Origin of the sequence: Arcanobacterium urinimassiliense, from assembly GCF_900119495.1 — a bacterium.
Classification (GTDB): domain Bacteria; phylum Actinomycetota; class Actinomycetes; order Actinomycetales; family Actinomycetaceae; genus Arcanobacterium_A; species Arcanobacterium_A urinimassiliense.
The window spans coordinates 1,502,896-1,519,728 of record NZ_LT632435.1 but is presented as its reverse complement, the minus strand read 5'-3'; the positions used below and the strand labels follow the sequence as shown (position 1 = coordinate 1,519,728).

16 protein-coding genes and 3 tRNA genes are annotated in these 16,833 nt (G+C 48.4%); 12 read left to right on the top strand and 7 right to left on the bottom strand.

The window, feature by feature from the left end:
- Positions 1-132 precede the first annotated feature (132 nt).
- Entirely contained in the window at positions 133-1,413 is a 1,281-nt protein-coding gene (locus BQ7117_RS06835) for an adenylosuccinate synthase (protein ID WP_073996781.1), read from the top strand.
- A 156-nt stretch (positions 1,414-1,569) separates the two neighbouring features.
- Here the strand turns inward: BQ7117_RS06835 and BQ7117_RS07770 are convergent, their stop codons facing one another.
- A complete protein-coding gene (locus BQ7117_RS07770) occupies positions 1,570-2,511 on the bottom strand; it encodes a hypothetical protein (RefSeq protein WP_073996780.1) in 942 nt (313 codons plus the stop codon).
- A 348-nt stretch (positions 2,512-2,859) separates the two neighbouring features.
- On the opposite strand from BQ7117_RS07770, the gene BQ7117_RS06825 reads away from it, so the two are divergent.
- The 5 genes from BQ7117_RS06825 to BQ7117_RS06805 all read left to right on the top strand — a co-directional run bounded on the left by BQ7117_RS06825 (position 2,860) and on the right by BQ7117_RS06805 (position 8,768).
- Positions 2,860-4,734, top strand: a complete 1,875-nt coding sequence (locus BQ7117_RS06825) for a phosphoenolpyruvate carboxykinase (GTP) (protein WP_073996779.1) — start codon at positions 2,860-2,862, stop codon at positions 4,732-4,734.
- A gap of 282 nt (positions 4,735-5,016) precedes the next feature.
- A complete protein-coding gene (locus tag BQ7117_RS06820; RefSeq protein ID WP_073996778.1) occupies positions 5,017-5,931 on the top strand; it encodes a phosphoribosylaminoimidazolesuccinocarboxamide synthase in 915 nt (304 codons plus the stop codon).
- 198 nt (positions 5,932-6,129) lie between these two features.
- Positions 6,130-6,888, top strand: a complete 759-nt coding sequence (locus tag BQ7117_RS06815; RefSeq protein WP_073996777.1) for a TetR/AcrR family transcriptional regulator — start codon at positions 6,130-6,132, stop codon at positions 6,886-6,888.
- Between the two features lie 147 nt (positions 6,889-7,035).
- Positions 7,036-8,373, top strand: a complete 1,338-nt coding sequence (gene gdhA, locus BQ7117_RS06810; RefSeq protein ID WP_073996776.1) for an NADP-specific glutamate dehydrogenase — start codon at positions 7,036-7,038, stop codon at positions 8,371-8,373.
- Between the two features lie 23 nt (positions 8,374-8,396).
- Positions 8,397-8,768, top strand: coding sequence for a sterol carrier family protein (locus BQ7117_RS06805; RefSeq protein WP_073996775.1), 372 nt, complete (start codon positions 8,397-8,399; stop codon positions 8,766-8,768).
- A gap of 244 nt (positions 8,769-9,012) precedes the next feature.
- Here BQ7117_RS06805 and BQ7117_RS06800 read toward each other — a convergent pair whose 3' ends face one another.
- The 3 genes from BQ7117_RS06800 to BQ7117_RS06790 all read right to left on the bottom strand — a co-directional run bounded on the left by BQ7117_RS06800 (position 9,013) and on the right by BQ7117_RS06790 (position 10,211).
- Entirely contained in the window at positions 9,013-9,270 is a 258-nt protein-coding gene (locus BQ7117_RS06800; RefSeq protein WP_073996774.1) for a DUF3073 domain-containing protein, read from the bottom strand.
- Between the two features lie 147 nt (positions 9,271-9,417).
- Complete coding sequence (locus BQ7117_RS06795; RefSeq protein WP_073996773.1) at positions 9,418-9,780, bottom strand: DUF3618 domain-containing protein; 363 nt, start codon at positions 9,778-9,780, stop codon at positions 9,418-9,420.
- Positions 9,777-10,211, bottom strand: a complete 435-nt coding sequence (locus BQ7117_RS06790) for a phage holin family protein (RefSeq protein WP_073996772.1) — start codon at positions 10,209-10,211, stop codon at positions 9,777-9,779. The genes BQ7117_RS06795 and BQ7117_RS06790 overlap by 4 nt, the downstream gene beginning before the upstream one ends.
- Positions 10,212-10,476: 265 nt before the next feature.
- Here BQ7117_RS06790 and tpx point away from each other — a divergent pair, with 265 nt between their 5' ends.
- Positions 10,477-10,971 (top strand): thiol peroxidase, encoded by a 495-nt coding sequence (gene tpx / locus BQ7117_RS06785; protein ID WP_073996771.1) that lies wholly within the window; start codon positions 10,477-10,479, stop codon positions 10,969-10,971.
- A 78-nt stretch (positions 10,972-11,049) separates the two neighbouring features.
- Here the strand turns inward: tpx and BQ7117_RS06780 are convergent.
- The 3 genes from BQ7117_RS06780 to BQ7117_RS06770 all read right to left on the bottom strand — a co-directional run bounded on the left by BQ7117_RS06780 (position 11,050) and on the right by BQ7117_RS06770 (position 11,384).
- Positions 11,050-11,125, bottom strand: a tRNA-Phe gene (locus tag BQ7117_RS06780).
- 48 nt (positions 11,126-11,173) lie between these two features.
- Positions 11,174-11,247: transfer RNA gene (locus BQ7117_RS06775), tRNA-Asp, on the bottom strand.
- A gap of 64 nt (positions 11,248-11,311) precedes the next feature.
- A tRNA-Glu gene (locus BQ7117_RS06770) sits at positions 11,312-11,384 on the bottom strand.
- A 159-nt stretch (positions 11,385-11,543) separates the two neighbouring features.
- Here BQ7117_RS06770 and BQ7117_RS06765 point away from each other — a divergent pair.
- From BQ7117_RS06765 to BQ7117_RS06745, 5 genes are all read left to right on the top strand, one after another.
- Positions 11,544-13,397 (top strand): mechanosensitive ion channel family protein, encoded by a 1,854-nt coding sequence (locus BQ7117_RS06765; RefSeq protein ID WP_073996770.1) that lies wholly within the window; start codon positions 11,544-11,546, stop codon positions 13,395-13,397.
- 22 nt (positions 13,398-13,419) lie between these two features.
- Positions 13,420-13,893 (top strand): peptide-methionine (R)-S-oxide reductase MsrB, encoded by a 474-nt coding sequence (gene msrB / locus BQ7117_RS06760; RefSeq protein ID WP_073996769.1) that lies wholly within the window; start codon positions 13,420-13,422, stop codon positions 13,891-13,893.
- Positions 13,894-13,972: 79 nt separating this feature from the next.
- Positions 13,973-14,950 carry an endonuclease/exonuclease/phosphatase family protein gene (locus BQ7117_RS06755; RefSeq protein ID WP_161939427.1) on the top strand — a complete coding sequence of 326 codons (978 nt, stop codon included), beginning with the start codon at positions 13,973-13,975 and terminating at the stop codon, positions 14,948-14,950.
- Between the two features lie 71 nt (positions 14,951-15,021).
- On the top strand, positions 15,022-15,957 hold the full coding sequence (locus BQ7117_RS06750) for an AEC family transporter (protein WP_073996767.1): 936 nt from the start codon (positions 15,022-15,024) through the stop codon (positions 15,955-15,957).
- A complete protein-coding gene (locus BQ7117_RS06745) occupies positions 15,957-16,814 on the top strand; it encodes an EamA family transporter (protein WP_073996766.1) in 858 nt (285 codons plus the stop codon). The genes BQ7117_RS06750 and BQ7117_RS06745 overlap by 1 nt, the downstream gene beginning before the upstream one ends.
- The last annotated feature ends 19 nt before the right edge of the window (positions 16,815-16,833 follow it).

The window sequence follows — 16,833 nt, the reverse complement described above, 5'->3', positions numbered from 1 at the left end:
TTCTCTCATATGGCGGACGGTATTTACTGTGTAAAGGGAGATGCTAGACTATAGCGGTAAAATGCGCTGGCCGCTGAATTTGTGCTATACATTTCCGGTGGTCAAATAGGAAGTAAATAAAGGATAGGGCAAATGCCTGCATTAGTGATTGTCGGTGCTCAGTGGGGCGATGAAGGCAAAGGTAAAGCTTCTGACCAGCTCGGTACAGAAGTAGATTATGTAGTGAAATTTAATGGCGGTAATAATGCGGGGCACACCGTCGTAGTAGACGGGGAAAAATTTGCACTGCATCTATTGCCAGCAGGAATTCTCACTCCAGGCTGCACGCCGGTGATTGGCAATGGTGTGGTAGTAGATTTAGAGGTACTTTTTTCTGAAATTGCCGATTTAGAATCGCGTGGTATCGACACCTCTAAGTTGCGGATTTCTTCTAATGCCCACATTATCCCCTCTTATAATCGGCGGATGGATGCGGTAAATGAGCGTTTGCTCGGGAAGCGGAAAATCGGCACTACCGGGCGCGGAATTGGCCCTACTTATGCCGATAAGATGAATCGAATCGGACTGCGTATTCAAGATTTATTTGATCCCTCTATTTTGCGGCAAAAAGTGGAGGGGGTCCTGGCGCAGAAAAATCTACTGCTGAACGAGGAAGAAAAATTCTCGGTAGCCGAGATTACCGAAGAGTTGCTCGCTTATGCTCCGCGGGTGCGCCCACTAGTAATGAATACGACTGTGGAGCTCAATCAAGCCTTGGACGCCGGTAAGACGGTGGTATTTGAGGCGGGGCAAGCAGTGATGCTCGATATTGATCACGGTACTTATCCTTTCGTAACTTCTTCCTCTTGTACTGCAGCGGGAGCTTGCACCGGCAGCGGAGTAGGGCCTCGGCGTATCGATAAAGTAATTGGAGTGGCTAAAGCTTACCTGACGCGCGTAGGAGAAGGGCCTTTCCCCACCGAGTTGCTGGGAGAAGAAGGAGATTGGCTGCGTGAGCAAGGCGGAGAATATGGGGTTACTACCGGTCGGCCGCGCCGCTGTGGCTGGTACGATTCTGTAGTAGCGCGCTATGCGACTATGGTCAATTCTCTTACTGATATCGTGCTCACGAAACTGGACGTGCTGAGTGGCCTGGAGAAAATTCCGGTCTGCGTGGCCTATGAGATTGATGGAAAACGGGTAGCGGAAATGCCTGATTCACAATCGGATATGCATCATGCCAAGCCTATATATGAGTATTTCCCAGGTTGGCAGGAAGATATTTCGCAGTGCTGCACTTTCGCTGAGTTACCGGCGACTGCGCAGTCTTATGTGCAGGCTTTGGAGGAGCTCTCCGCTTGCCATATTTCTTCTATTGGCGTGGGGCCCGGGCGCGAGCAAACAATAGTGCGCACTCCACTATTAGATAAGTAGTGGTTGCTGAATTTCACTAATATAGGAGCTTCATATTGATGAAGTTTCATAGCTGGTGCCATGAATGCATTTTTAGCGCTGGTTTAGATACTCCTATTTATTAGAGCTACTAAATTTTATTGGCGCTATAAAAATTTATAGCGCCAATAAATTATTTTAATTTTCTGCCGACGGCGGGGTGGAATCCGCTGCTGGGAGTATTTCTGCGGATGCATCAGTCGGGTCAGCCGAGTCGGCAGAGTTATCAGATTCATCTAGGTAGGCCGAATCGGCGGAGCTAGCTGAATCGACAGGGTCGGCCGTTGCATCCGCTCCTGGCGCAGTAGCTACAGCTGGGGGAGCTAGGGTTTCAGCCGCTGGTGGCGTAGGCGTTTCCGGCAAAGTGGGAGCGGCGTGCTTTGCGCGCCGACTGGCAAAAAAGCCCAAGGCTGCTACTAAAGCTAGAACTGCTCCGGCAGCAATAATCCAGGTATAGCTAGGAGCAGAGCTTAAAGGAGAACTCTTTTTTTCCGCTACGACCTTGATTCCTTTGGAGAGCCCAGCTAAATCATAGGTGGCTTTATTTCCGTCAATATTGGCACCTTCGGCGGAAATAATTTTTCCAGGCATTATTACGGTAAAGGAAAATTTGTAATCTACTATTCCGAAGGCCTCTAAGCTTTTTTCATCGAATTCTTCAGAGGTATCAGTCGGAGGATTAAAGACGAGTGTATCTCCCTCTTCTTTCAGTAAATTACCGTCTAGAGCAGATTTTTTACCGGTAAAAGTAACTGTACAATCTATGGTTTTATCATTAGATTTATCTACTACTTTAGTGCTGTATCTATCGTTATCGTTCGCGCTAGAGTCTGTGCCCCATATTCCGTCTAAACCTAGATTATCTGCGAAGGGGGAAGAATTAGTTAAGTCATTACAGGATTTCAAACCACCCATTTTCAGAAAACCAGAAGAGTCTTTTAGAGTCATTGTGAAAGTGGGGGTGCCGTCGGCGGAGAATTCCAAGGTATTTATTGATTCGCAGGCGGCTAGGAGGAGGGTAAATGGCAAGAGTAGAATGGCTATCTTGCGGAGAGCAGGTGAAAAAGTTGGAGATTTCATTACGCATCCGTTCTTCGATTAACTAAAACTAATAACAGCTAAAGAGATAGCCAATAGTTGCCATCCATTATAAATGGAGAAGACCAATAAAAGTGGGATTTTATTTTAGTTTTTAATCTTTCGGGGTTGTCTGGGCACTTTATCCTAAAAAAGTCTCATTAATCGCTTTTTTGGAAAGATAATTTTGTTCTTTATGAGGGAAATTACTTCACAGAGGCAGAAATAAAAGTTCGGTAGTGTGAGAATAGAAGGGAATGGGAATAATGGTACCCATGCTGGAGATTTTGTACTGCATCAGGGAGTGCAAAAAACCAGCAAGCGCATTACCAATTTATAGGAGGAAATGCAATGACTGATAAGACCTATACTGTCGAAGAGGTGCAGAAGAGTGCACCGGCAGCGGCCACTGAAGAGCTTGTAAAGTGGGTGACCGGGGTTGCAAATATTACACTTCCAGATTGCATCGAATGGGTAGATGGATCTGATGAAGAGTGGACGCGCTTAACCGATAAAATGGTGGAAAGCGGTATGTTTACGCGTCTTAATCCGGAGAAGCGCCCCAATTCGTTCTTAGCGCGCTCTCTACCTTCGGACGTGGCACGAGTAGAATCTCGTACCTTTATTTGCTCCGAAAAGGAAGAAGATGCTGGCCCGACCAATCACTGGGCTGATCCTAAGGAAATGAAAGAAACCCTCATTGGTGAAAAGGGCGTATTCCGCGGTGCTATGCGTGGCCGCACCATGTACGTGATTCCGTTCTCCATGGGCCCCTTGGGTGGACCGATTTCCCAGCTGGGTATCGAGCTCACCGATTCTCCTTATGTAGTAGTAAATATGCGTATTATGACCCGGATGGGTGCAGCTGCTCTGAAGCTGATCGGTGAAGGAAAGCCTTGGGTACCGGCTGTACACTCCGTAGGTTATCCGCTGGTTGATGCAGCTGGCGAAACTCGGGAAGATGTGGCTTGGCCGTGCAATGACACCAAGTACATTACGCACTTCCCCGAAACTAACGAAATTTGGTCCTTCGGTTCTGGCTACGGCGGGAACGCGCTCCTTGGCAAGAAGTGCTACGCTCTGCGTATTGCTTCTACGATGGCTCGGCGGGATGGCTGGATGGCAGAGCACATGCTCATCCTGCGTCTGACCAATGAGCAGACCGGCAAGCAGTATCACGTAACCGCTGCTTTCCCCTCTGCCTGCGGAAAGACCAACCTCGCTATGCTACAGCCGACCATTGACGGCTACAAGGTAGAGACCATTGGTGACGATATCGCCTGGATGCGTCCTGGTAAAGACGGCCGTCTGCGTGCCATCAACCCAGAAGCTGGCTTCTTCGGCGTAGCTCCGGGTACTTCTTACGATACGAACCCGATGGCTATGGATACCATGCGTTCCAACACCATCTTCACCAATGTGGCACTCACCGATGACGGCGATGTGTGGTGGGAAGGCATCGACGGCGAACAGCCAGAGCACCTCATCGATTGGCAGGGTAATGATTTCACCAAGGCTGATTCGGAAGCCGGCAAGAAGGCCGCTCACCCGAATTCCCGCTTTACCACCCCGGCCTCTCAGTGCCCGATTATTTGCCCCGATTGGGAAGCTCCGGAAGGTGTACCGGTTGACGCCATCCTCTTCGGCGGCCGCCGCGCCACCAACGTACCGTTGGTAGCTGAGCAGTACACTCCGGCACACGGCGTATTCATTGGCGCTAATGTGTCTTCCGAAGTAACTGCTGCTGCGCTGGACGTCAAGGCAGGCGCTCTGCGTCACGATCCTTTCGCTATGCTCCCCTTCTGTGGCTACAACATGGCCGATTACTGGGGTCACTGGCTCGAGATGCAAGAGAAGCTGGGCGATAAGTTCCCGAAGATTTACCAGGTGAACTGGTTCCGCAAGAATGCCGAAGGCAAGTTCCTGTGGCCGGGCTACGGCGATAACTCGCGCGTACTGGACTGGATCGTACGCCGGGCAACTGGTGAAGTAGAAGCAGTAGAAGGCTTGACGGGTCTCTATCCGAAGCGTGAAGATTTCAATCTGGAAGGTGCAGGCGTTTCCGAAGCTGATTGGGAAGCTATGTACACGATTGATCCGGAAGCTTGGGAAGCTGAAGCAGCAGACACTGCCGAATACTTCCAGAAGTTTGGCGACAAGCTGCCAGCAGCTTTGGTAGAAGAGCTGAATAATCTGAAAGAGCGGATTGCAGCTGCCAAGAACTAAACGGAAAATTCCGTTTTCGCTTTAACTACGCGTAATCACTGATAAAGTCGCGCGTAGCTGAAGCTATTGCAGGGGCGGGGTACCGAAAGGTATCCCGCCCCTCGTTTTTATAGGTCGAATAAGAAGATAATTGGGAACGAACTAGGGGAATTGAGCTGAGAATTTAGCTAGAAAATTAGCTAAGAAACTAATCGAAATTTTCCACTTTTAATTGGTCAACTCTAGAAAGCGTGGTTATTTCTGATTAGAATTTTATTACGGAGAGGGTGAGAGGAGATTTTCATGATCACCGCAGCAAATATGGCGAATATACCGGGCTGGACGAGGATTTATTCCGGAAAAGTGCGCGATCTCTATGTGCCTGCGGGATTTAGTAAGCCTTCCGGTATGGAAACTCTGTTGGTAGTGGCTTCTGATCGCATTAGTGCCTATGGTTATGTGCTCCCTTCGGTAATTAAAAATAAAGGTATTGTGCTTACGCATTTAAGCCGCTGGTGGTTTAGTCAGATTGACGGGCAAGTGCCGCATCATCTCTTGCAAATTCTTCCGCCGGCCGAAGTAGCAAATCGGGCGATGGTGGTGCAGCGGTTGTGGATGTACCGTTTTGAATGTACCGTGCGGGGTTATCTCACCGGGCAGTATTACCGAGAGTATAAAGAGAGCGGTGCGGTGGCTGGCCAGCGTATTCCATCTGGTATAAAAGAAGCTGAGCAATTGCCTACTCCGATTTTTTGCCCCTCTACAAAAGCTTTAGATGGCCGGCATGACGTAGATATTACTCCGGCTACTATGAGTGAATTAATGGGAGCTGAATTGGTGGAAAAGGTGCGGGATTATTCTCTGCAGCTCTACAACCAAGCACATAAGATTGCCCTTTCCCGCGGAGTTATTTTGGCGGATACGAAATTTGAATTTGGTGCTTCGATAAATCAAGGGGAGGAGCAGGTCATACTGGGAGATGAAGTGCTAACTCCGGATTCTTCTCGGTATTGGTTGGCAGATGATTATGAGCCAGGCCGCCCGCAGCCTTCTTTCGATAAACAGATTATTCGTGATTGGTTAATGAATGACGCTGGAGGGTGGTCTTTCCAAAGTACTGCCCCGCCACCCTTGCCCGCAGCGGTAGCTAAGGATATTCAAGAAAAGTATTTACAGGTGGCGAAAATACTTACCGGAAAATCTGGATTGGAAAAATAGCAGCCACGGGAATTTGCGCAAAAAATCGATAAGCGGATTTTGTACAAAATTAACAAAGAGATTTTGCACAAAAGAGCATTAAGAGAGGCGTAAAATTCAAATATGTGCTTTTTCTTATTAAACTATGGATATAGCTTCTAGAAAATGTTACATATAAATTCGTAGATATCTAGAATCTCTATTAGATATGGAGAGTGCATGGAGGCACTAAACGGGGAGACCGATAAAGTCGATGGGCGTGCTTTACGTTGGGTAAAGCATCGCGAAGAGCGTACTCGTAAGTTTATTGAGATTACGTGCGAGGCGGTGCGGAAATATAGTTACCAGGTCTCTATGGATCAGATAGCTGAATATGCTAAAACTTCTAAGTCGATTCTGTACCGTTATTTCCCGGATAAATTGAGCCTGCAGTATGCGGTAGGAAGCTACGTGGTAGGGAACTTAGTGCAGCAGATTAAAGAGGCGATGTTGCGCTATGAAAATCCGGCCCAAATGATAAAGGCTGCTATTGAAGAATATCTAGACTTTATGGAAAACAACCTAGATCTCTATATTTTCGTGCGAATTGGGGATTTAGAAGGAGAACCTGGCAGCACCAAAATGCTGGATTTCGATGAGGTAATTCTGCGCACCGCTCTCGATGCACACAATATCGATGTAGGAAAGAAAGCTGATTCCCTCGACAATAACTTAAATTCTGAGCAAATTTCTTTGCTGGTGCGTGGGCATATTGGTTCGGTGGCGCTGGTGTCGATGATTCGCAATGTAGCAGAAGCTTGGCTTTTCTCGCGCCGGGTATTAGAACGCCCGCAAGACTATCCCAATTTTGAACTTTCCGTCTCTGATTATTATGTGGCGCAACTCAGCCGTGATGAGGTAATTGACCACATTTTTGTGTGGGTACAGGGCGGCGTTTTGGCAGCTTTTACTGATAATGAAAGCGTAATTGCCAATTAGAGAATCGGCGTATAGCGCATCTCACTCTTTTTTATAAGTACCTTTCCGGACTTTTTATGCCTTACGATTAGTAAAGTAATTCCAATAGTAAACAGTTTAATTCCGGAATTATCTGGTTTTATACGTTACCGAACTGGAGAAAATAGTATGGACGCACGCTTAGAGGAAATTTATCAAGAATCTGTACGGAGAAACCCCACCGAGCCGGAGTTTCAACAAGCAGTGCGGGAAGTTATTGACAGCGTGGAACCGCTGTTGCTACGCGAGAAAGATTACGCAGATGCTAGTATCTTGGCGCGTATGGTGGAGCCAGAGCGTCAGCTCATGTTCCGCGTAGCTTGGGAAGACGATGAGCACAAAATACATATAAATCGGGGCTACCGGGTGCAATTTAGTTCCGTTTTAGGGCCTTATAAAGGGGGATTGCGCTTCCACCCGTCGGTGAATCTTTCTATTATTAAGTTCTTAGGATTTGAGCAGACTTTTAAGAATGCGCTTACGCGGCAGGGAATCGGGGGCGGCAAAGGTGGCTCCGATTTCGATCCGCACGGTAAATCAGATATGGAAGTAATGCGCTTCTGTCAAGCTTTTATGACGGAGCTTTCTCGGCATATTGGTGCTGACTGCGACGTGCCCGCTGGTGATATTGGGGTTGGGGCGCGCGAAATTGGTTATCTATATGGGCAGTATAAGCGCCTCACAAATCGTAATGAGATGGGTGTGCTCACTGGAAAAGGCCTCGGCTGGGGTGGTTCCTTAGCGCGAAAGGAAGCTACGGGCTACGGAGTAGTCGCTTTTGCTCTTTCTATGTTGCAGGAGCGTAATGAAGACCTTGCCGGCAAGAAAGTAATCGTTTCCGGTTCTGGCAACGTAGCTATCTACGCAATAGAGCGGGCACAGTTACTCGGGGCACAGGCACTGACGATTTCCGATTCTTCTGGAGCAGTATACGATCCGGACGGCATCGATTTAGAGCTTCTGAAGCAGGTGAAAGAAGTAGAACGCGGGAGAGTATCTGAATATGCCCAGCGGCGCCCGCACGCCGAATATCGCCCCGGAAAGAAAGTCTGGGACGTGCCGGGAGAAGTAATTATGCCTTGTGCTACGCAGAATGAATTGCGTTCTTCGGATATGCGCACTCTTATCGCCAACGGCGCCCAGATAGTGGTAGAGGGGGCAAATATGCCACTCACCCCGGGAGCAATTGAGATTGCCCAGCGAGCTAATTTGCTCTATGCGCCTTCGAAAGCAGCCAATGCAGGAGGTGTAGCTACTTCGGCTCTGGAGATGCAGCAGAACGCAATGCTGCAGCACTGGGATTTTGATAAAGTGAACAATCGCTTGGATCGGATTATGGAAGATATCCATACTACCTGTCTTGAAACGGCAGATAAGATGGGTCGCCCCTACGATTATCTAGTGGGAGCGAATGTGGCCGGATTTAAGATCGTAGCGGATGCTATGTTAGAGCAAGGTATCATCTAAAGCTCTAAAGATTTTCCAGATTAATGTTGCCTAAACTGGATGCGAAAGCAGCGCAGCAGTGTTTGCAAAAATATTCGCAGGGAGGTGTACTGAGCCAGGAAGAAATGCAACTGGCTGTGCGCTATTCTCTGCAATATTTTGCTGCGCTGCATCCAGGGCGGGCAGTAGAAATAAGAATTCCATGGGTAGGAGCGGTGCAAGCTCTACCCGGAGTGAATCATCGGCGGGGCACTCCACCTAATGTGGTGGAGATGGATGGAAATACTTGGCTGCAGCTAGTGCTGACTGGTAAATATCGACCTGCTGCTATAGCGTGCTCCGGCGTACAAGCAGATATATTTGCTTATTTTCCGCTTCCGGATATTTTAGCGTCGGTATCGGAAGAAGAGCGCTAGAAATAAATGCGCTGAAATAGAATGCGCTAGAAGGGGAGTGCGCGGTAATAGATTACTTGGTTACTCCAGTGCAGCTTCGTTTGGGTAAGAAGTAAATATAAAAACGAAGTATTATCTCTGCTACGCGCGTACTACTTTTGTAGCACTCTGATTTTTTGCACTAAATTACGAATTTTATGCCCTAATACCTGTGGTATACGGGTACATAATGATATGTGGGTATTAAGCTAGAAATTTTGTAATCTTAGGATTCCTCGTCGTCCCCATACTTAGCGGCATACTCCGCATAAGCGGCATATTCATCGCTGTAATCAGCGTCATTCTGCTCGGTGGCACTCTCCATTTCATCTTCATAAGCGTCGGCAGAATCCCAACTGTTATTCTCCCGCCCGCCAGCGGATGAGAGTTCGCGGGCTAGCGCGCTGAAATCCGTTTTTGGACTGTAATACTTTAAATCGCGTGCGACTTTTCGCTGTTTGGCTCTTTGACGGCCGCGCCCCATCGGGTCGACCCCCCTCAACTACTCGTGGAGCGAAATAAAATCACTCCATTCCGGATTTTTCTTCACGCATCTACCATACAACGAATTGCCGGCTATCTCCACGTGAGAGCAGGATGCGTAAGAATTTTAATTTAATTGGTCTTTATTTTATTTGCGCAGTATTTTCCAGGCCAGCAAAGTTAAAAGCGCTCCGCCGGCTATCTTCAGCGCCCGCGGATCTAAATTAACTAATGCGTCTGTAAATTCGCGCAGCTTTGCTCCCGCTTGCTGTACGGATTTCATGGCTTTCGTCTTGGCGTCTTGCGCCAACTGGGCGGGAGAAAGTCGCTCAGCTAGTTCATTAACGGTAGCTTCCAGCTCCCGGCGTACCTGCTCTAAATCTGCTTCTATCTCTTGTGGGCTGCGATTATCCGGCTCGGGGGCTCCGTAATCTGCGGCAGTCTTGAACTGGGCAGCTAAGGGAGCAGCGGCGAGATTATCCAATTCTGATTTGGTCATGGCTTTACTCACTTGTTTAATCCCTTCTTTACAGCATCGATATCTTTCCCAATTCCCTCTTGGGGATTAAATTCATGCTTTTCCGATGCTTTTATTCGATTTAGGCCTACTAGCAGCAAAATGACTATCAGCAGGAGGAGAATGCCGGCTACAATCAAGAAAGCGAGCCAGAGGCTAGTAATCTTTGCAAAGGCGGCTACGGCAGCAAAGAGCAGCAAGGAGAGCATATAAAGTGCCAAGATGGCCGCTACTATAATTAGCGCTCCGCCGACGGCTAGTTTAGAAACTTTCGCTTTCATCTGAATGCCGGCATGCTTAATTTCATCGCGCACCAGGGTGGAGACTTGGGCAGAAATTTTTCCTACCAGTTCCCCAATGCTGGGTCGCGCTCCCGAATTCTCCGTATTAGGAGCGGGGGAAGTAAATTGATCCGTGCTGCTCACGATATATCTCCTTTAATATCCGTTTATAGCGCAATACTACTAGGCTTTCGGTGCCTCTGCCATAGTTCTGCATTAATGGGATAGATAATTAAGTTAAGGAAAATTTCCTCATCCAGTATCTATCATACGCCGGATATCTATTATACATAGAAGAAAAATGGGAAAGTGCGCGAGCAGCAGAATTTTGAGTTTCCGCTATTCAGCTCTGGGAGGAGAATAGGCTTATTTAAGCCAAAAATATTAGCTATTCCCTATAATGGGAGGTATGAATACTACAGCATTTTCTGGAAAAGAAGTAAAACTATCTGGTTCTTTACCGCAAGTGGGCAGTGTAGCTCCCGATTTTACGCTTACTGCGCAAGATCTTTCGGATATCAATCTCCGCGATTTTCAGGGTAAGAACGTCGTACTAAATATCTTCCCCTCTCTCGACACCGAAGTATGTGCCTTCAGTGTGCGGAAATTCAATAAAAGTGCAGCGGAGCTAGCTGATACAGTGGTGCTCTGCATATCTATGGATTTACCTTTCGCGATGGGTCGTTTCTGCGCCGCAGAAGGAATTGAGAATGTGGAAATGGGATCGGCTTTCCGTTCTGATTTTGCGCAGAAGTACGGAGTGCGTCAGGAAGATGGGCCGCTGCGCGGTCTATTAGCGCGTGCCGTGGTGATTATCGACAAAGATGGGAAAGTAAAATACACCCAGCTGGTGCCAGAAATTACTACTGAGCCGGATTATGAAGCTGCTTTAGCTGCACTTTAAAATATTGCAGTAAAGCAAAGAATTAAAAGGTTAAAAATAACAAAGCCGCTTCCGTTCTAAGAACCGAAGCGGCTTTGTTGGTGGCTCCGACCGGCGTCGATCCGGTGACCTAACGATTTTCAGTCGTTCGCTCTACCAACTGAGCTACAGAGCCAGATAGAAAAACACCGCCGATAGAAAATCTTTCGGCCGGTGCCTTCTGCGACCCTGACGGGACTTGAACCCGCGACCTCCGCCGTGACAGGGCGGCGCGCTAACCAACTGCGCTACAGGGCCAGACAGAGCCAGAGCTCTTGGTGTCTTCCAAAGTATATATCACTGAAGATATTTCGGAAAACCGTACCCCCGACGGGATTCGAACCCGTGTTACCGGCGTGAAAGGCCAGTGTCCTAGGCCACTAGACGACAGGGGCGAAGATGTCCACTTTTCTCAAAGGGAACGGGTATTAGCTTAAAGGATAAAGGGGGGTAAATGCAAAACCAGAACCCTTGTGCCTTTACTCACGTTCCGACCTGCGCGAAAAAAAGCATAACTGTACGCTTAATGTTTGGGAATGCAATAGGCTGAAGATATGCAGATTTTTTTCGAAATTGACGGCGGAAGCCCTGCGGCAGAAGCGGTGGAAACTACCTTTGACGTGCTGCAATTAATAGCAGGCTTAGCAATCGGATTCATAGCGGGATTTTTGGTGGCTTTTATTTTGCTGGCGCTGTTGCGTATTTTCCCGGCGCGTAACCCGCAGCTGCGCCCGGTGTACAGTGCTACTTCGAAAAAAATTGTGGTACTACTCTCTTTAATTGGAGCTTGGACGGGTGCTGACTATTCGCTCAGCCGTTTAGAATCTGCTGCCGCGCCCAACTGGCTCGGAAAAATTGATCACATATTTTTAATTCTGATAATTCTTGCTACCACTTGGTTGATAGTAGGAATGGTGAACGGCGTGGTAGGGATTATTCACGCTGCTATTCGGCAATCTTCGGCTCGCCGCGCTAAACGAGTACAGACCCAGACCCAAATTCTCCAGCGCGTGATTGTAGTGGGAATTTGGTTATTGGGAATTGCCGGTGTGCTTTTGACTTTCCCGGGGGCGCGCGCGGCGGGTGCCTCGGTTTTGGCCTCTGCCGGAGTTGTGTCGGTGGTAGCCGGCTTAGCAGCTCAAACTACGCTCAGTAATGTATTTGCTGGCTTACAACTGGCTTTTTCGGATTCACTCCGCGTCGGGGATATCGTGTATTACCAAGGGGCTTATACTTCGGTCGAAGAAATAACTCTCACCTATGTGGTGCTAGAAGTCTGGGACGGCCGGCGCATAATTGTGCCTTCTACGAAAATGGTTACGGAGCCTTTTGAAAATTGGACGCGGCGAGCTCCGGAAATGACGGGAGAAGTAATTTGGGAAGTCGATTGGGATTTGCCCATCACGGCCGCTCGTAAGCAGTTGGAATACCTACTTAGTCAGACTGATTTATGGAATGGAAAGACAGGGATTCTGCAAATTAAAGCGGCAGAAAATTATCGTTTGCGGATGCGAGCAGTGGTATCGGCGAAAGATTCCGCTACTTTGACCGATTTGCAAAATTATGTGCGGGAAAAAATGGTGCAGTGGATTCAAGAAGAAGCTCCGCAAGCGATACCTCATATTCGCAAATGTGGCGGAAATGCCGCTGATTTTCAAGCTGCACAGGAGGAAACTCTCCGGAAGATGGCGGCGCGTTTAGATAAAGAAAAGCCGGTGCTTTATTTGCCAGCCGATCAAGGGCAGGTAGCAGAAATTTTGCAAAGTGATGAGGAACGCACTGTTACGCTCTCTTTAACTGATATAGAAGATTTCTCTGAGAAGGCAAAAAATGGAGTACCCAGCGATAGTGGAATAGATAAGACGCAAGTTATGCCAAAAATAACCGCTGCTTTGGCGGGGGAAGTGCCGGAAAAGAGTTCGAAAGCTGCTAAGGGTACTGCGAAGGGTACTGGTAAAGGTATTGCTAAGGGCGCCGGTAAGGGTACTGCTAAGAGTGCTGGTAAGAGCATGAATACTGGTAAAGGTGCAGATAAAGGCGCTGGTGCAGATATTGCTAAGGATGGGGCACCGAATACTGCTAAAAGTGCGAGTGCGGATACGAATGCGAGTCCGGGAGTGCTTTTGGCCGCAGATGGCTCGGCTCTTACTGGGCAACAAGAGAAAATTTCTACTGCCGTGCGGGAGGGGCATGAAGCTTCCCTTTTCACTGGCTCGATAGCAGCAGAGGCCCGGCGCAAGAATTTTTCGGGAAAGCGCGAAGGTGAAGATGAAGACGAAGTAGAAGAAGTGGAAAGCGCTGCTGGAGGAAAAGCAGCGGATATAGCTGCTACAGATGCTACAGAAGTATCTGATTCCGCAGAGGGCTCTCGCAGTGAAAAAGACGGCGGTAAAACTGTCGAAAACTAGGCTGGGCAAGGAGAGGAAGATTGTGGAATATCAGGTGGTGAAGAGCGCTGCGCAGTGGCGCAAAGAACTCAGCGCGGAAGCGTATCACGTCTTACGGGAAGCCGGTACCGAGCCACCCGGTAGTGGCAAACTTCTCGATGAAGACCGCCCTGGGATTTATTATTGCGGAGCATGCCGCGCACCGCTATTTAGAGCAAATGAGAAATTTACTTCTTACTGCGGATGGCCTGCATTTTTTGCGCCACTGCGTCCGGCGGCAGTGCTTTATCGGGAAGATAATTCTTTAGCACAAGTGCGCACGGAAGTGCTCTGCAGTAGCTGTGGCTCGCATTTAGGTCATGTATTTCCCGACGCTCCCCAAACTCCTACTGGACTGCGCTACTGCATGAATTCGCTGGCCTTATATTTTGTTCCAGATGCAGAAAGCATAGTGGATAGAGAGAGCACACCGGATGCGGAGAATGTGCCGGGTGTAGAGCCCGGAGAGTCGAAATGACTATTCTTTGAAAAATATGCCTTTAAGCAGGTGCATATTAATTTAATAGCTGGAAATCAGTTAAATGGGCGGAAGAAAAATGCAAAGAAAATTGCGTATCGGTACTTTTAATTTACAGTGGGGATTACCCAATGCAGCGCAATCTTCTCTTCCGCCCAATGCGGCTGCTTTTTTAATTTCTCCGGCAGAGCGGAGGGCTGCTTTCGCAGCTACTGCTCGAAAAATTGCGGAGCTAAAACTAGATTTATTGGCTTTGCAAGAGGTAGATAATGGGCGTTTTCGCTCTGCGCGCCAGCAGCAGACTGCTTATTTGGCGAAAGAGCTGGGAATGCAGGGATATTTTGTGCCGGTCGCGCGCAGTTGGAAACCGGTATTTTCTACTTTGCAGCCCTTAGGGGAAGAAGCCTCTGGAACGTATGGAATAGCGTTATTATCTCGCTATCCAGTACGGCAGGTGTATTCACAACGTTTAGCAGAAGAATGGCAGTTTTGGCGCCGGCGCGAAAATACGGATTCACTCTGTAAGTACCGAGTGCATATTACGGAGCCGCGGCGTTGTGTTTATGCCGAGATAGCCGTGCCGGGATTTCCGCGGCCGCTACTTTTTGCTTCTACCCATCTTTCTACCGAGCCAAGGGCTGGTATGGCGCAGCTAGCTGAAGCTGCTGCGGGTTTTGCGCAACTAGAGAAAAAGTGTTTTGGATTTCGCAAACCAGCGGCGGGGGCTGAGCTACCAGCACATGGGGTGCAGCCGGCTGAGTCTGATCGATTTGCGCAGAGTGAGCTACCTGAAGGAACTGCATTACCTGCTATTCTTGCGGGCGATTTTAATATGCGCGCGCCTTCGGTGGAGAAAGTGCGAGCTAGTAGCCCATATATGCAGGATTTTGCTCCGGAATCCAGTTCTTTACCTACTTATCCAGCATCTACGCCGCGTTACCCCATCGACCATATTCTGGGGCGCGGAGTAAAAATTAGTTATCAAGCGGCATTGCCTTTTGCTATTTCTGATCACTGTTTATTGCTAGCCGAAGCCAGCTTAGAAGATTCGCTATAAGTGCACGATAGCGAGGAATATCTCTTATAGGCAGGGAGCCTTTCGTTGCTTTTCCGAGTATCCTCAGAGGTGTGGAAAATGTATTGCTGGGATTTTGGACGCTAATAGCGCTACTCATTTCCGGCATACTGCTAGTCAAATTCCGGATAGTGCCGAAGAATTTTGATCAAGAAATTTCCCGCATCGTTTTTATGCTCACGATGCCGGCTTTGGTCTTCTTGGCTATGTGTGAATCAGATATTGCGGTGGTCTTCTCCCTCACCGCTGCAGTGGGAATCATCAATAGCGTTATTCTCTTTTTCTTCTATTACCTGCTCGCAGTGAAGATATTTAAGCTCCGTGCTGGAGAGCAGACTATTGGAGCGCTTTCCGCTTCTTATGTAAATGCCGGAAATTTAGGGATTGCCTATCTAATGGCAATTACCGGCGACGCCGCTGCCAGTGCACCTGTTATGCTTTTCCAACTTCTCATTGTGGCTCCTATCGTCTTTATCGTGCTGGAAAAGCAGCGCAGCACCCAAGGTAATTTTTCGCCGTCTCATCTCAACATTGGCCGCATAGTATTGCGCGCTCTTCTCCAGCCTCCAGTAATTGCGGTGGTGCTGGGCTTATTAGTCAGTGTAAGTGGCTGGAAGCTACCCGCTGTCATCTATCAACCGGTGAATATGCTCAGCCACTGCGCCGTGCCCTTGGTAATGCTAGCGATGGGAGTTTCCCTCGGAAGTATCTCGCTACGGCATCTATTAAAAGCGAATATAGCCACTTATGTAGCGGTTTTTATACGAGTTTTTGCCAGTCCGCTGCTCACTTTTTTCCTCGCTAAAGCTTTTGCGCTCTCTCCCGCTATGTTGCTAACCGCCATGGTGGTATCAGCTTTCCCCTCGGCTAATAACGTATTTATCTTTGCTCATCGTTATGAAACGGGAGTGGAACTAGCGCGGGATACGGTAGTACTCTCCACTCTGCTTTCCATGCCAGTATTACTTCTAATTGCGGCGGTATTTTGATGAAAAAACCAAAACTAGCTCTCAATTCTTCTACTGCCCCTGCCGTTCTAATATCGGCGGCAATCATCCAATATATTGGAGCTTCCCTTGCCATCGGGCTTTTTGCGGCAGCTCCAGCTGGAGCCGTAGCGTGGGGAAGAATGGCTGGCGCGGCAATCATCCTGCTAATTTGGCGGCGGCCGCATCTTGATCTGCGCCGTATCTGGATACCAATAGTATTTGGCCTGGCTCTCACCGGTATGAATGTGGTTTTTTATTTTGCACTGAGCCGGATTCCACTAGGAGCAGCGGTGGCTCTTGAATACATCGGGCCGGTTTTACTCTCGGCTTTTACGGGCCGCAATTGGCGAGTGCGCCTAGGAATTCTGCTTGCTTTACTCGGAGTATTCCTCATCTCGTGGATAGGGGTGGATATATCGCAGAGTTCTATTCGTATCGGGGTGCTCTTTGCGCTCGCTGCAGGAGTATGCTGGGCGATATATATAATTATTGGGCGCCGGCTTTCCCTCGATGGCTCCAGTGCAGAAATATTGGCATGGGGGAACTTAGCCGGTGCAATTTTCTTCCTTCCGCTAGCTATTCCTGGCTTTCATCCCATTATTACTAATCCGCATTTATTGGTAATTATGGTGCTGGTGGCGCTCTGTTCCAGCGTCATTCCATACACTCTAGAGTTGCGGGTAATGGGTGTGGTACCTACGGCGGTCTATTCCTTGTTAAGTTCGCTCTATCCGGCTACTTCTCTGCTAGTAGGAGTAGTGATGTTGCGGCAAATTCCCACTTGGGGAGAAATCCTCGGTTTACTGTGTGTAAGCTTAGCGGTGGCTTTAGTAACCGTGCCCAGTAATAAAAAGTAATTTTTTACAGCGCGGGTAT

What these genes read in the sequence shown, in the direction of transcription:
- BQ7117_RS06835 (WP_073996781.1), top strand. Translation starts at nt 133, where the DNA reads ATGCCTGCATTAGTGATTGTCGGTGCTCAGTGGGGCGATGAAGGCAAA.
- BQ7117_RS06745 (WP_073996766.1), top strand. Translation starts at nt 15,957, where the DNA reads ATGAAAAAACCAAAACTAGCTCTCAATTCTTCTACTGCCCCTGCCGTT.
- BQ7117_RS06800 (WP_073996774.1), bottom strand. Translation starts at nt 9,270, where the DNA reads ATGGGGCGCGGCCGTCAAAGAGCCAAACAGCGAAAAGTCGCACGCGAT.
- BQ7117_RS07770 (WP_073996780.1), bottom strand. Translation starts at nt 2,511, where the DNA reads ATGAAATCTCCAACTTTTTCACCTGCTCTCCGCAAGATAGCCATTCTA.
- tpx (WP_073996771.1), top strand. Translation starts at nt 10,477, where the DNA reads ATGAATACTACAGCATTTTCTGGAAAAGAAGTAAAACTATCTGGTTCT.
- BQ7117_RS06805 (WP_073996775.1), top strand. Translation starts at nt 8,397, where the DNA reads ATGTTGCCTAAACTGGATGCGAAAGCAGCGCAGCAGTGTTTGCAAAAA.
- BQ7117_RS06815 (WP_073996777.1), top strand. Translation starts at nt 6,130, where the DNA reads ATGGAGGCACTAAACGGGGAGACCGATAAAGTCGATGGGCGTGCTTTA.
- BQ7117_RS06755 (WP_161939427.1), top strand. Translation starts at nt 13,973, where the DNA reads ATGCAAAGAAAATTGCGTATCGGTACTTTTAATTTACAGTGGGGATTA.
- gdhA (WP_073996776.1), top strand. Translation starts at nt 7,036, where the DNA reads ATGGACGCACGCTTAGAGGAAATTTATCAAGAATCTGTACGGAGAAAC.
- BQ7117_RS06820 (WP_073996778.1), top strand. Translation starts at nt 5,017, where the DNA reads ATGATCACCGCAGCAAATATGGCGAATATACCGGGCTGGACGAGGATT.
- BQ7117_RS06825 (WP_073996779.1), top strand. Translation starts at nt 2,860, where the DNA reads ATGACTGATAAGACCTATACTGTCGAAGAGGTGCAGAAGAGTGCACCG.
- BQ7117_RS06765 (WP_073996770.1), top strand. Translation starts at nt 11,544, where the DNA reads ATGCAGATTTTTTTCGAAATTGACGGCGGAAGCCCTGCGGCAGAAGCG.